Consider the following 14,096-nt stretch of genomic DNA (forward strand, 5'->3'; position numbering starts at 1 on the left):
AAGGCGGGGCGCGGCAGACAGAGGTGAGCATCGGATGCTTTCAGGGCTGAGAAATGTCCGATTGCGACCTGAGTTCTGTGGACCCGCCTACCGTCGCTGTGTGAAGTAGGCTGATTCCATGTCTGACTTCCCGCGCGCGCACCGCGTCACGATCGCCGACGTGGCGCGTGAGGCCGGGGTGTCGCGGACGACGGTCTCGCACGCGCTCAGTGGCCAGGGCAAGGTCAATGCCGACACCCGGGCCAAGGTCAAGGAAGTCGCCGAGCGGCTGAACTACCGACCGAGCGCCCGTGCCCGCAGCCTGCGTTCGGGGAAGTCGCAGACATTGGCCCTGCTGTCGTCGATGCCGGCGGCCGTGTCCGCCGGGCCCTCTCAGCTGGGGTTCTTCACCGAACTGGCGATGGGATGTGCGCGGACGGCGCTGCTCGAAGGCTACGTCTTCGTCCTCGCCCCACCCACCGAGGCGGCCAACCCCGTCGATCTGCTCGACATCGACGGGGCGATCCTCCTGGAGCCGACCGTTGACGACCCCCTCGCCGAGGCGCTGCGTGACCGGGGCATCCCCTACGTCACGATCGACGGGCCGAGTACGCCCGCCGCGGACGGAGCATCACGGGCATCAACAACGCACACCGGAGCCGCCAGCCGGTGGAGCATCGATCTCCACCATCGAGGCACGGCTCAGCTGCTGCTCGATCACCTTCTCGACCAGGGCGCCACGCAACCGGCCCTGCTCGTCAGCCGCAGCCAACGCGGTGCGCAGATCGCAGCCCGCGAGGTCTACGTCGAGACCGCTGCCGCCCGTGGATTCGCCCCTCGCATCGCCGAGGCGGAGGAGACTTCCGGAGAAGAAGGGGCCTTCGCCGCCGCCGAGGAACTGTTGGCCGCGCACCCTGATGTCAACGCGATACTCGCTCCCGTCGACACCTTCGCCACCGGAGCGGTGCGAGCAGCACAGGAGTCTGGCCGCACAGTCGGCGACGATCTGCTCATCGCCACCCGCTATGACGGTCTGCGCGCACGTACGAGCAATCCGCCGCTGACCGCCGTCGACCTCGGACTCGAGGCGATCTCGGGTGCGGCAGTCGAGATGCTCGTGACCGTGCTCGACGGCGATCACTCACCGAATGCGACCGCCGCTTTGGACGGCGACACGGAATGCGCTGCCCGGGACGGAGGCGCCACGGAGCCCGCCGCGGTGGGCGCGTCGGGGGCGGCCGCCTCGGCGGGTTCATCCGGTCCTGTTCTCGTCGTCAGGGAATCGACAGCCGGCCATTCGCCGGACCGGAACTGGGTCTGAACCAGATACTCGGGCCGGGGACTCGGTTCCCGGTGAACCCCAGTTCCGATTCTGGGACGATCCTCAGATCCGGTAGTCGGCCGGTCGCTGGTCGAGCTTGCTCGGGTCGGCGATCGGTGTCCGGGCCTTCGGGTGACGGTTGCGCTTGCCGGTGTGGTGGAAGAGCAGGTTGAGCAGCACCGAGACGAACGCGGCCATGGCGACACCACTTCCCAGCAGGGACGATGCCGTCTGTGGCAGCTTCGAGTACATTCCGGGCAGGAGCACCGGCATGAGGCCCGCGGCCAGGCCGACGGTCGCGGTGATGAGGTTGCCCGTCTCATTGAAATCGATCTTCGCGAGCATCTGGATGCCGAGGACGGCGATGATGGCGAACACGACCACCGCAGTGCCGCCGACGACAGCCGACGGCACTCCGTTGAGGATGCGGGCGACGGGGCTGAGCCCGATGAGGATGAGAAGGATGCCGGCGATCGCGGTCACGTAGCGGCTGCGCACACCGGAGGCGCGCACGATGCCGACGTTCTCGCCGCTGGTGACCATCGCCGGGGTGCCGAAGAGGCCGCCGAGGATCGTCGTGAGTCCGTCGGCGCGGATGAGCCTGGGCACTGCGCGGGCGGGCTCGACCTTCTTCTCGACGATCTCGGCATTGATGATCGTCTGTCCGGTCGCCTCGGCCATGGACGCCAGCGCCCACAGCAGCATGGGGATCGCGGCGATGAGATCGAACTTCGGCGAGCCGAACGGGAAGAGGGTCGGCACAGCGAACAGCGGGCCATCGGTCTGGCCGGAGAAGTCGGTGGCACCCATGAGCGCACCGACGATTGTGCCGCCGATGAGCCCGACCGCTATGGAGAGCTTGCCGAGCATCCCGCGGAAGAACCGGAAGCACACGACGGTGATGAGGATCGTGATGAGGCCGAGCAGCAGGTTCTGCGGGTCGCCGAAGTCCGGCGAATCCGGTTCGCCGACCATGAGTTTGCCGGTGACCTGGACGAGGTTGATGCCGATGACGATGACCATGATCCCGATGACCAGCGGCGGGAAGAACTTGAGCACCTTGACGAACAGCGTCACCGCGAGAATGTAGAAGACACCGGTGAGCAGCACGGCCCCGACCGCGGTCTCGACATCGGTGCCCTGCGCGATGGTGATGAACAGAATCGTCGCGGCCCCGCCGGGAAGCATGACGAACGGCAGTCGGACGCCGACCTTCCATACTCCCACCGACTGCAGGATCGACCCGAGACCGGAGAAGACGAAGACCGCCGACAGCACCGCCGAGGTGGTCTGCGCATCCAGCCCCAGTGCGGTGGCGATGAGGAACACCGACGAGATCGGGGTCGCCACCATGACGAGCACGTGCTGAATGGCGAAGGGAATGAGGTTGCGGATCGGGCGCAGCTGATCGACGGGGTGGACGGCCTTGCCGGACGTGGTGGTGTCTGCGGATGGCGTTGTGTCGGTGTCGAAGGCGGTGTCGGCGTCGTTGCCGACTGTGCTGCCGGTGTGGTCCGGATCGGGTGTTGCGGGCATGGCACTGCTCCTCGATACACATCGTGATCGGCCTGAAATACAGAGGCCAAATCGATTTGTTCAATCGTGCATCGCGCGAGGGGCGGTGTCAATGAGTGGTTCGGAATTCGGACAGATCGCCGAAAAACGGGCTGAGCGTCGAGACACGGGTGTGCGCATGCGTTTCTCGACACTCAGCCCGTTTTTCGGCGGAGTCGGGGGAGGCTCAGGCGGCGAGGAAGCTGAGGGCGACGAAGGTGCCGAATGAGACGAACGGGGCGATCGCCGCGATTGCGATGGCGATGATGCCGGGAGTTCGGCCCCGCCCGGTGGCTGCGGCCGTGATGCCGAGGACGATGGTTGTGAGACCTGAGCAGGTGCACAGGCCCTGGACGCCGACGAGCACGGTCGCCAGAGTCTGATACCAATCCGGAGTGTCGGTGAAGTAGTAGCCGGACGCCGCCTCGGAGGGGCCGACGGTGACGCCCAGAATCACCGAGGCGGCCAGGCTGAGGACCATGGCGACGATCGAGAACACCACGGCCACCTTGCCCAGCGTCGGTGACTTCGCCGAGGCGGCGCCATCCATCCGAGCCGCAGCGGAGGCGTGTGCGTCGGCCAGATCATCGGGACGAGGGGAGGCATAGACGAGTTGAGAGGGAGGGGCGGGGGATCGGGGCTGCTGTGCCGCGAGCTCATCATCGGTGGGCTGAGGGTACGAGAAGTCCGTCGAAGTCATACTTCGACGCTATCGACGCGGACCGGCGCCGCCCCATCCTGCTATCCCACGAGCGGGGTCGGGAAAACCTCCCTGGAGGGAGGAGCCGGGTCAGGGTTTGCGGGCGACGATGAGGAACCTCTTCTGCGTGACTGTGATCGGCTCACTCGACTCGGCCAGGCGTCTGAGGACATCGAGGTTGGACCGCACGGAGAACCCGGGGACATCCCACGGGATATAGGCGAGGTACTCGATGACCGCCTCGACGTCGGTGAAGCGCATCGTCCCCTGCCATTTGCGCGCCGCCTCGATCGACAGGCCCTGACTCTCGGCATCGCTGAGGCACGGTTCGAGCTGTTGGTGCAGATCGCCCACCCCGCCGCCGAAGAAGTCGCGGAACTCCTGCGCCTCCGTGCCGTCGACCTGCTGGGTGAGAAACAGCCCGCCCGGGGAGAGCACGCGGGCCACCTCGGCGAGGTCATAGCTTTCGTGGCGGTTCATCACGAGGTCGAACTCACCGTCGCCCCACGGCATCTCCGGGTGATGATCGCTGTCGTACCGGGTGACCTCGACCCCGTAATCCTCCAGCATCGAGGCGGCCAGGGGCACGTTGGGCTCCCACCCTTCGGTCGCGGAGATCGTCGGCGACGGTTCGCCGGGAGGCCGGGCATCCTCGAGGCGATCGATGAGCTCGCCGAGGCGCTCGCCGCCTCCCGTTCCTATGTCGAGGCAGCTGCTCGACTCGGCCATCGCGTCGAGGCAGATCTGGTCGAAGTCCCAGGGCGGATCATCGGCGACGAGGCGGCCGGACAGTGGGGAGAAGTCCCACCCCGTCATCGACGCCGTCTCATGGATCCAGGCCCATCGCTCGTGGCGTTCTTGGGGAGTCTCGTCGCGCGTGCGACTGCTGTCGGCATATTCGGGCATGTCCACACTCCTCTGCCGGGTGGCTCGGCACCATCACCGAGCAGTTCTGCAACTCTGCCGGACGGCCGAACGCCGCGGTGGCGCCGATGCCGTACTTCGACTCTAGGCCAAAACAGGATCGAGGTGCGGGATGTGGCGAAGAATTCTCCGGACTGAGACATGGGTGCCACAGCGGGGTCGATGGAACGCGCTGGCGAGGAGGCGGGTGCGTCTGCGCGAGGAGGCGGGCGCCTACAGGAAGAAGCATGTGTCTGCAGGAAGCAGCCGGTGCCTAAAGCAAGAAGCAGACGATGCACACGGCGAGGCAGACGGTGAGCATGCCCAGGCAATTGAGCCAGAAGTCCCGGCCGACATACCTGGCGCGCAGGTGCGCGGCAGCGGCGCAGAGGAAGTAGGCGATGAGGCCCGCCGCGGCCGCCGCGCCGAACCTGGGAATCCAGATCCCTGCCACCAGGCCGGCTGCGGCGAGGAACTTCACCGCCGCGAGCACCCACCACCACTCGCGTGGGAAGCCGACCCCGTCGAGGCAGGCGGCAATGGCGCGCGGCGGACGGAAGGTGAGCAGACCGTCGCCGGCGACGATGACCGCGAGGACGACGACCGGCCAGACCGGATCGGGCAGCAAGATCATGGTGAACCTCTCACAGCGAGCTCCTGATGCGAGTGTGGAAGACGATGCTGGCCAGCATCGCCTCGACGGCGTCGTCGAGACTCATCGTCGTCGCCGCCCACCGGAAGAGGATGCCCAGGTACGAGTCGTAGAGTGCTGCGGCGCTGGCGCGTGCGTGGCCCTCATCGATCCCGATCGAGACCAGCGACTCGGTCAGGCGGCTCTGCAGGTCCACGGCGAGAGCATTGAATACCTCCGGCTCGCCCCTGACCCGCATCATCGCGGCCGCATAGTCGCGGGACAGATCCTCGTGTTCGGCGAAGAACTCGAGGAACGGTAGGAAGAGTTCGAGCAGATGCCGCTGCACCGACGAGCTCCCGCGCTGCGAGAGACTGCCTCGCCGAGGCGGAGCCGTGTACGTCCCGGCTTGCAGCTGACCGATCCACCGGTCGAAGCAGGCGACGAGGATGGCGTCTTTGTCCCCGACGGCCATCACCCGGCCGACCGACACCTCGGCGGCCTTGGCGATCGCCCGGATGGTCGTGGCTTTGAAACCATGGTCGAGAAACAGCTTCGCGGCGGCGCCGATGATCCGATCCTCGGTCTGCCGGCGCTTGCCGGACCTCAGTTGAACGTGTTCACTGGCCATGCTCGAACCTTAAGCCCTTCCGTGTTCACTTTCCAGGCCAAGTGTCGTGTTGCCCTCGGCAGGAAAGTTAATGTACCTTAACTTCATGAATGTCGATCCCTCTGCATCGGTACGCACTCGCGAGCATGGGCAGAAGAAGCATGGCCGGAAGAAGATCTCCACCGCATTTCTCCTCGGCCCGGCCTTCGTCGCGGCCATCGCGTATGTCGATCCGGGCAACGTCGCGGCCAACCTCACCGCCGGTGCGGAATACGGGTACCTGCTCGTCTGGGTGCTCGTGGCAGCGAACCTCATCGCCGTTCTCGTCCAATATCTGTCTTCGAAGCTCGGACTCGTCTCCGGGCAGTCGCTGTCGAGCCTCCTCGGTGATCGACTTCGCAGGCGGTCTCGCCTCGCATATTGGGGGCAGGCCGAGGTCGTCGCCATCGCCACCGATCTCGCCGAAGTCATCGGCGGGGCGATCGCCCTGAAGATCCTCTTCGATCTGCCGCTCCTCCTCGGCGGAGTCATCGTCGGCGTGGTGTCGCTGTTCCTGCTGTCGATCCAATCCACTCGCGGTCAGCGTCCCTTCGAGTTCGTCATCATCGGATTTCTGGTCATCATCGCCATCGGCTTTCTAGCAGGCCTGTTCGTCGGGGATGTGAACTGGGGGCAAGCCGCAGGTGGAATCGTGCCGCGGCTCGAGGGCACGAACTCCGTGGTCCTGGCCGCGAGCATGCTCGGCGCCACCGTCATGCCCCATGCGATCTACCTCCACTCGGCGCTCTCGGTCGACCGGCACCGGGACAATGCGACCACCTCGACCGGGCAGCTGCTGCGCGCCAGCCGCTGGGACGTCGTGCTCTCCCTCGTCATCGCCGGGTCCGTGAATATCGCCATGCTGCTGCTGGCCGCCGCGGCACTGCGCGGCCAGACCGGCACCGACACGATCGAGGGAGCGCACGCGGTCGTCACGGCCAACCTCGGCGAGGTCGTCGGCCTCTTCTTCGGCATCGGACTGCTGGCCTCGGGGTTGGCCTCGAGCGCAGTCGGCTCCTATGCGGGCGCATCGATCATGCAGGGTCTGCTGCGCGTGCACATCCCGATCGTGTGGCAGCGCGCGTTCACGATGATCCCCGCACTCATCGTCCTCGCCATCGGCGTCGACCCGACCTGGGCGCTCGTGCTCAGCCAGGTCGTGCTCAGCCTCGGCATCCCATTTGCGATGATTCCCCTGGTCAGGCTCACGAGCAGCCGCCGGGTGATGGGCGAATTCGCGAACTCCCGGTGGATCACCCTCATCGCCGCGGCCGCCTCGGCGCTCATCATCGCCCTCAACGTCGTTCTCATCGTCCTGCTCGCCCTCGGTGTGGACTGACCTTCGCCGAGGCGGGGCCTCGCATCGGCGTCACCGACGTCCCGGTGCAGAACGGAGAATCGCCTCGCCGATGCGGTTCGTCAGTCGGGGAGGGTTCCCGACCGGGCGAGGACGGTGAGCCTGCGCGCGAACTCGGCAGCCTCCTCGGGGTCGGTGCCGTGCAGGCGGAAAGCCGGCCGGTCCCGGAGCTGCACAACGGCGGTCGCATGCCCGCGATCGACTCGAGTGCTCGCCTCGACCACTTGATTCGGGGCCGCCTCGTCGATGATCTCCGTGCTTCCTGAGGCAGTCGGTCGGGTGTGGACCAGGCGGGAAGGTGTGACGAGGAGGAACTCGGCACCGCGAGGATTGCGGTTGCCGATCTTCAGCCACACCGACTCGTCTCGGTCGAGGGCATCATAGGGCGGCGGGGTCGGCCCACGGCGACGGGCACGCGCGGAGAGCTTCTCCTCGCCGGCCCTGCTGACGACCATCCGGCGGGCTCCGAGCAGGGCGGTCACGGAGACCGCCGCAAGCGGGATGGTGATTGCCGCAGCGATGACGGTATTCGCAAAAGAGAGCCAGGCGAACAGAGCCCCGGCACCGATGCCGAGGGTGACATTGCCCGCGACGAGCCAGAGCGCCGGGCCGGTGCGGTTGCGTACGGCCACTGTGACTCCGGCCATCGCCAGGCCGAAGTTCGTCGAGGCGATGGCTGCCGCGCACAGAACGACGAACGGCAGCGGCGAGTTCGTGAAGTCACCCCATACGGTTTCGGGAGCACCGGGTACGGATGCGAACGTGTGCCACAGCAGTGCTGTGAGGCTGAAGCACAGCCCGAACAGAGGCCCGATGCTGGTGACGGCGATGAGCGGGTCCCGGGTGAAGAGTCTGAGCGATCCGCGCGGGGCACCGGTGGGCTTGGCTCGCTGGCCCTCGTCGCGGTCGGTGCCGGTGAAGAAGATGATGGCCACGAAGGTCACGAGCCCGATGAATGCGAAGCTCAGAGGTCCGGCCGCCTCGGCGTCGATGATCACGTCCGAGGTCGCGGAGGTGCGCGCGAGCCCGGTGTTCCAGATGAAGAAGAGCACCGTCGACAGGCCGCTGAGGGTGACGGCTCCGATGAGAGTGCGGGAGAAGGCTCGTCGGCGTTCGCTCATGGAGGTCAGTCCCTCCTCAGGTCGATCGGTCGGACGAGGGTGCGCGGGTCCGAGCGCACCCACCAGGGTCTCGGTTCTCCGGCAGCGGCGGCCTCACGGCGTTCGGCGCGGGTGGCATAGCGGTAGGTGAAGACGCGGACGCTGATGAGGTCGGGTGCGGCACCGTCGAAGGGGTCGGGGCCCATGAGGCGACGGATCTGCGGATCACCGGAGCCGATCCTGCGCACGAGCTCGGTGAACCACGTCTGCCGGTAGTCGCCGAGCGCGGCGAACCACATGAGCCAATCTAGGCGCAGATGATAGGGCGCGATGACAGGCCCGCGACGGTACACGTCCCCGGGTTTGCCCTTGAACTCGTACTCCTGCCAGCGCTCGCCGTCCCACCCCTCGATGATGATCTCGTTGCGGGTCTCGGTCATCGACCCGAAAGCGCCATAGGCGTTGCCGAGTCCGAGTCGATTGAAGCTCGCGTTCATCAGCTGATTCGGCGAGAAGAGATTGCGCAGCGCTGGCACGTTCAGCCAGGCCTGCCACGCGACGAATACGAGGACGACGATCAGCCACCAGACCGGCATCGGCTGAGAGGGATCGGCGCCTGCGGACGAACCGGCCGCCTCGGTGACAGTGGGATCGGTGACGATCGCGGCCACGGAATTCCACCCCCATTCGGGGAACGGGCCGCCGAGGATCCACCGGAAGAACGTATCGCTGATTCCCGAGCAGGCGAGCAGGATCGTCGCCCAGTTCAGCCACGCATAGTTGCCGCTGATGACGAGAGCGAGCTGGGTGATGATGACGGCGACGGCGGCGAACGATGCGATCGGCTGGGGCAGGAACAGCAGCCACGGGGCGGCGAGCTGGACGATATGGCTGCCCAGGGTCTCGCCCTTGTGCCACCAGCCGGGCATGAGGTGGGCCCGGCGGGAGAGCGGGTTCGGCATCGGCTGGGTCTGATGGTGATAGTCCATCGCGGTGAGGTCGCGCCAGGACGAATCCCCGCGCATCTTGATCATTCCGGCTCCGAATTCGATGCGAATGACGAACCAGCGCAGCAACAGGATCATCGTCCACGTCGGGGCCACCTCGTGGGAGCCGAGGAAGCCGACGAGGAATCCGGCCTCGAGCAGCAGCGATTCCCAGCCGAAGCCGTAGAAGCGCTGCCCGATCGACACGATCGAGAAGTAGAGTCCCCACATGCCTAAGAACACCGGGATCGGCACCCATGCGGGACCGGCCTGGGGCAGTCCGATGATCGCCGAGGCGGCCAGGACCATTCCGATCACGCAGACGAGGCGGAGTCGTCGGTCCGAATACGCAAACCGCTTCCAGCGGAAGAGACTCGGTGCCTGCTTGGCCGAGGTCAGAGCGATGAATCGTGGGGCGGGGGTGAGTCCCCGTTCGCCGAGGAGAGCCGGGAACTGGTTGAACGCGGATGCGAAGGCGATGAGGAAGAGCAACGCGATACCGCGTTGGATGATTTCGCGGGAGATCGTGTAGTCGCCGGCGGTGAGCAGAGCGACCACCTGGCCGAAGTCCATAACCTATGCCTCCTGGTGCGGCAGACGGCCGGTGGCAGCCAGGGACGTCACCGCTCCGGCGAATGTGCTTGCGGCGCCCGGGTCCCCGCCGACGAGTTCCATGTCCGGGCGGTTCCGGAAGTAGAGCAGGGTGACCGGTTCCGAACCGCGGTGAGTCGTCTCGGCGCCGAGCAGCTGACCCGGTTCTACCTGTTCGAGGACGAACGAGCGGCCCGGGGCGACGATCGAGGCACGGACGATCCGGGTGTTCGTGAGCACGATCATCTGCGGTTCGCGACCGAGATCGCTGAGGTGATACCGGTAGAGCTTCTCGTTGGCCGCGAGCAGATCGTATGGCGGTTCGCCCTCCCTTGCCCTGTCGGATCGTGCCCTCTGACGTCTGGCAGCGGCGGTCTGCCGGTCCTGAAAGTTCCGGTCCTGCGGTGGATTCGCGTGGTCATAACTGGAGATTCGGGCGACCGCCCACCGATGTGTGCCCGCGAGGACGGGCAGCGTCAGCAGCAAGATGAAACCGCATACGACGAGTGCAATCCAGGTCGGCATCTCCGGTACTCCGTATCCGAAGAAGAAGGAGGAGGCGATGACAAACAGCCACATGAACGTCAGGATAGTCAGGTAAAGACCGCGATGGTGGCGGCTGACCGCCTCGGCGACCGACGTCCAGATGAAGCTGAGGTTGGCCGCAGACCAATAGGCGAAGAGCATGACGACAGCAGGCAAGGGTGAGGACGCGAAGTCGCCCCACACGGTTCCGAAGTTCCCAGAGTCCTGCGCACTCGCGTGCCAGATGAACGTCGCCGCGACCCCGATCACCGCCCAGATGGGACCGACAGCGAAAATCATGTGCCACGGTTGGTTGATGAAGCCGGTGAAGGATCCGCGCGTCTGCGCGACTGAAGGATCTGGGCCAGAGTCATCGCCGTCCCGCGGACTGATCCGCAGGAACACGATGAAAGCAACCAAGCAGACTGAGCCATAGAGCTGAAAGGCGAGAGTCTTGGCGAACGAGGCATCGAGGGTGCTGCCGTCGAAGCTCTTCGGTTGTGCCATGAAACCTGTATTTGCCCAGAGGAAGTAGACCGTGATCACGGCCGCGACGACGGCACCATATACGAGGATTCTGCGGAATGCTGACCTGCGGAACTTCATACTCAGAGTCTGGCAGATCCAGGGGGTGCCCGACTTGCCGATGATGTTTCAGATTCGACGAGGCCCACCTCACAGAGACCGCTCGCACATCAACAGTGTGCCGCCTCTGCGGGTGGGCACGGCCACCCCGGCGAAGGGGTGGGGTCAGTGTTTCGGCTCTTCGAGCTCTTCGACGTCGTCGGGGTCCTTGGGCACCGCCGGAATCGAATCCGTGGTCGGCGGTGTGGGAGGGGTGACGACCGACTGGTAGGAGTGCTCGTGCGAATAGGCGAGGAACGACAGGTGGTTCTCGTACCGGTCGAGCACGTCATCGATGATCTGCTGCGAGCTCAAGCCCATGAGGTCGTAGCCTTCCGAACCGGTCTGGGTGAAGACCTCGATGCGCAGGTACTTGTCGTCGCCGCGCGGGGCATTGCGGGCACCGAACGACGGCACATTCGCTTCGACGGCCGCGGCCTCATAGTGGAAGTCGCGCTGCTCGCCCATGTCGACATTGAGCGTGTTCGTCGTGATGCCGGTGTCCTCGTTCATGGTCTGGAGGTGCTCGACGGTGTAGCCGAGTTCGCGGAACTCCGTGGCCACGGCGTCCAAGGACGGTCCGACCACCTCGGCGACGAAGCGTTCGACGGACTTCTTCGTGGGGTAGGACCGCAGAGTGGCCAGACGCTGACGCCAGGTCTTCTCCGGAGCACGACCGCCGTGAGCGGCAGTGGTGCGGCGACGACGGATCCGACCCTCACGCTCGGCGCGCTCCATGCGCAGCACCTTCGAGAACGAAGCCATGACGAGGTAGGCGATGATCGTCACCGGCAGGGCGAAGATCAGGGTCGCGTACTCCATCGTCGTCACACCGCCGGCGACGAGCATGGCGATCGTGAGCACTGCGGTCACCAGCGCCCAGAAGATGCGCAGCCACTTCTTGCCGTCCTCTTCCGGATTGGGGATCGAGGAGGAGAAGTTCGACATCACCATGGCACCGGAGTTCGCGCTCGTGAGGTAGAACAGCAGACCCGACAGTGTGGCCAGTCCGATGAGGAACGTCGCTCCGGGGAACATTTCGAGCAGGTCGTACCAGCCCTGTTCCGGGGAGGCGATGGCTGTCTGCGCGAACTCGTCGTTGCCGTTGAACACCTCGGACAGGGCGGAGTTGCCGAAGATCGTGACGATAATGAAGTCACAGATGACGGGTGCGGTGATTGCGGCGATGACGAACTCACGCAGGGTGCGGCCGCGGGAGATGCGGGCCAGGAACAGACCGACGAAAGGACCCCAGGCGAGCCAGAAGGCCCAGAAGAACAGGGTCCAGCCGCCCATCCATTCGGAACCGCCGTCGACATAGGCGAACGTCGACAGAGTGCGTTCGGGAAGGGTGAAGATGAACCGGCCGATGTTCTCGACCATGGCGTTGAGCAGGAACGCGGTCTTGCCGGTGACGAGGATGTAGAGCATCATCGCCGCGCACGACCAGAGGTTGAGCTCCGAGACGAGGCGGATGCCCTTGTCCACGCCCGAGGTGCAGGCGGCGACGGTCATGACCACGGCCACGATGACCAGCGCGATCTGCAGGGCCAGGCCCTGTTCGAGGCCGAAGAGAGTGGCGAATCCGACGTTGAGCAGGACGACGCCGATGCCCATCGAGGTGGCCACTCCGAAGACGGTGCCGACGAGGGCGAAGATATCGATGACGTCACCGGTGGTTCCGCGCACGCGCTTGCCCAGCAGCGGGTAGAGGACCGCGCGGATCGACAGGGGCATACCCCAGCGGTAGGCGAAGTACCCCATCGCCATGCCCAGCAGCGAATACATCGACCAGCCGGCGATGCCGTAGTGGAACATCGTCCACACCACGGCATCCTGGGAAGCCGCCGCCGATTCGGGGGAGGCGTTGACGGGGTGGAGGTACTGGGTGATCGGTCCGGTCACCGAGTAGAAGAGCATGTCGATGCCCACGCCCGCGGCGAAGAGCATGGCGACCCAGGTGAAGAGGTTGTACTGCGGGCGGGAGTGGTCGGGGCCCAGGCGGACCGAACCTTCCTTCGACAGTGCGACCCAGAGGACGAAGCCGATGACCGCGGTGACGGTGACGACATAGAACCAGCCGAGGTTCTCCGCGATCCAGTCGACAACAGTCTTCATCGTCGACTGCGCCGAATCCGGCATGGCCATCGCCCACACGGAGAACGCGAGGATGATGAGGGAGGCGACGATGAAGACTCGCCAGTTGACCCGGGAGCCGCGTTCGTCGGAGAGCTCCTCAGGGCCTTTGCTCATCTCCGAGCTGTCGATCGGAGCGCGCTTCTCGGGGTCGATGTCCCTGCTGATTCGCGTCGCCCGGTCGGTGCCGCCGAATCGCTCACGTTCGACGACTGGGCGCTTCAACTTCTCTTCGTTCGGATCCTGCACGCATCGACCTCCGGTAGACAAAAAGGGACCGGGCCCGAAATTGGGCCCGATCTATTCTACGAGTGGAGGTTTCTCACAAAATCAGCACCCCCTCTTTTGAGGAAGCCGACTAAGGGGCAGGGTCGCCCAAATTAAGCCCGTGAGCAGGTGGGGAACGGGGCTGTTCAGGTTCGGGGGACGGCGCTCAAGTCCGTGAGCGGGCGGCCACCTCGGTGAAGGAGTCGACGAAGCGCTGCGCCTCGGCGGGGGTCGTCTCCTCCAACCGCATCGACGATCCGACGTGCAGCTCCACGGTCACCGTGGCCCGTCCACGGGATTCCTCGACGCGGACATCAGCTGCCTGCCGAGGCCTCGCTTCCGAGAGTTGGGCGACGGAACCCTGAGCGTCGGTGCGCACCCGCATGATCCGCGCGTTGGTGAGGATGAGCAGATCGGTGTCGAACGGCGGCAGGCTCCGCAGCCGCGCGTATTCGATCTCGCCGGGACGGAACAGACCGGGTGCAGTGAGCCGCTCTGGTCGCGGACGCGGGCCGTCCGGGGCGGTGGGTCCCCGCTGGGCTGCGGGGCGAGAGTCCGTTCTGCGGGTCCTCGCCCAGCGGCGGAACGCACGGAACGGGAACCAGCCGTCCTCGGCGGGGGAGGGGCCGTCGGGGACGGCGGGCCGCACCGACTCCGGTCGGTCGGCGTCGTCGGCTGGGCGAACCGGGTCGGAGGGGATGGGCTGTGAGGTCATGAATGTGATTCTGGCAGGGCCGCCTCGGCGATGGGGTGGGTCGGTCGTAATCGTTTGG

Annotated in this window: 12 protein-coding genes; 2 read left to right on the forward strand and 10 right to left on the reverse strand. The window is 65.8% G+C overall.

Annotated elements, in window-relative coordinates:
- Positions 1–118: 118 nt before the first annotated feature.
- On the forward strand, positions 119–1,300 hold the full coding sequence (locus QYM46_RS02065; protein WP_432790631.1) for a LacI family DNA-binding transcriptional regulator: 1,182 nt from the start codon (positions 119–121) through the stop codon (positions 1,298–1,300).
- A gap of 63 nt (positions 1,301–1,363) precedes the next feature.
- Here QYM46_RS02065 and QYM46_RS02070 read toward each other — a convergent pair whose 3' ends face one another.
- From QYM46_RS02070 to QYM46_RS02090, 5 genes are all read right to left on the reverse strand, one after another.
- Complete coding sequence (locus tag QYM46_RS02070; RefSeq protein WP_432790633.1) at positions 1,364–2,836, reverse strand: uracil-xanthine permease family protein; 1,473 nt, start codon at positions 2,834–2,836, stop codon at positions 1,364–1,366.
- Positions 2,837–3,041: 205 nt separating this feature from the next.
- Positions 3,042–3,554, reverse strand: a complete 513-nt coding sequence (locus tag QYM46_RS02075) for a hypothetical protein (RefSeq protein ID WP_432790634.1) — start codon at positions 3,552–3,554, stop codon at positions 3,042–3,044.
- A 90-nt stretch (positions 3,555–3,644) separates the two neighbouring features.
- Entirely contained in the window at positions 3,645–4,460 is an 816-nt protein-coding gene (locus QYM46_RS02080; protein ID WP_432790635.1) for a class I SAM-dependent methyltransferase, read from the reverse strand.
- 271 nt (positions 4,461–4,731) lie between these two features.
- A complete protein-coding gene (locus QYM46_RS02085; RefSeq protein WP_432790637.1) occupies positions 4,732–5,091 on the reverse strand; it encodes a DoxX family protein in 360 nt (119 codons plus the stop codon).
- A 10-nt stretch (positions 5,092–5,101) separates the two neighbouring features.
- A complete protein-coding gene (locus QYM46_RS02090; protein ID WP_432790638.1) occupies positions 5,102–5,719 on the reverse strand; it encodes a TetR/AcrR family transcriptional regulator in 618 nt (205 codons plus the stop codon).
- Between the two features lie 85 nt (positions 5,720–5,804).
- Between QYM46_RS02090 and QYM46_RS02095 the strand changes: the two genes are divergently transcribed.
- Positions 5,805–7,076, forward strand: a complete 1,272-nt coding sequence (locus QYM46_RS02095) for an Nramp family divalent metal transporter (RefSeq protein WP_432790640.1) — start codon at positions 5,805–5,807, stop codon at positions 7,074–7,076.
- Between the two features lie 80 nt (positions 7,077–7,156).
- On the opposite strand, the gene QYM46_RS02100 is transcribed toward QYM46_RS02095, so the two are convergent.
- The 5 genes from QYM46_RS02100 to QYM46_RS02120 form a co-directional block, all read right to left on the reverse strand.
- Positions 7,157–8,215 (reverse strand): hypothetical protein, encoded by a 1,059-nt coding sequence (locus tag QYM46_RS02100; protein ID WP_432790642.1) that lies wholly within the window; start codon positions 8,213–8,215, stop codon positions 7,157–7,159.
- A gap of 5 nt (positions 8,216–8,220) precedes the next feature.
- A complete protein-coding gene (locus tag QYM46_RS02105) occupies positions 8,221–9,753 on the reverse strand; it encodes a lipase maturation factor family protein (RefSeq protein WP_432790643.1) in 1,533 nt (510 codons plus the stop codon).
- Between the two features lie 3 nt (positions 9,754–9,756).
- Positions 9,757–10,902 (reverse strand): hypothetical protein, encoded by a 1,146-nt coding sequence (locus tag QYM46_RS02110; RefSeq protein ID WP_432790645.1) that lies wholly within the window; start codon positions 10,900–10,902, stop codon positions 9,757–9,759.
- 144 nt (positions 10,903–11,046) lie between these two features.
- Positions 11,047–13,305 carry a choline BCCT transporter BetT gene (betT, locus tag QYM46_RS02115; protein ID WP_432790648.1) on the reverse strand — a complete coding sequence of 753 codons (2,259 nt, stop codon included), beginning with the start codon at positions 13,303–13,305 and terminating at the stop codon, positions 11,047–11,049.
- 184 nt (positions 13,306–13,489) lie between these two features.
- Complete coding sequence (locus tag QYM46_RS02120; protein ID WP_432790650.1) at positions 13,490–14,038, reverse strand: hypothetical protein; 549 nt, start codon at positions 14,036–14,038, stop codon at positions 13,490–13,492.
- Positions 14,039–14,096: the final 58 nt, after the last annotated feature.

Source organism: Brevibacterium sp. K11IcPPYGO002 (assembly GCF_050920635.1).
Taxonomy (GTDB): Bacteria; Actinomycetota; Actinomycetes; order Actinomycetales; family Brevibacteriaceae; genus Brevibacterium.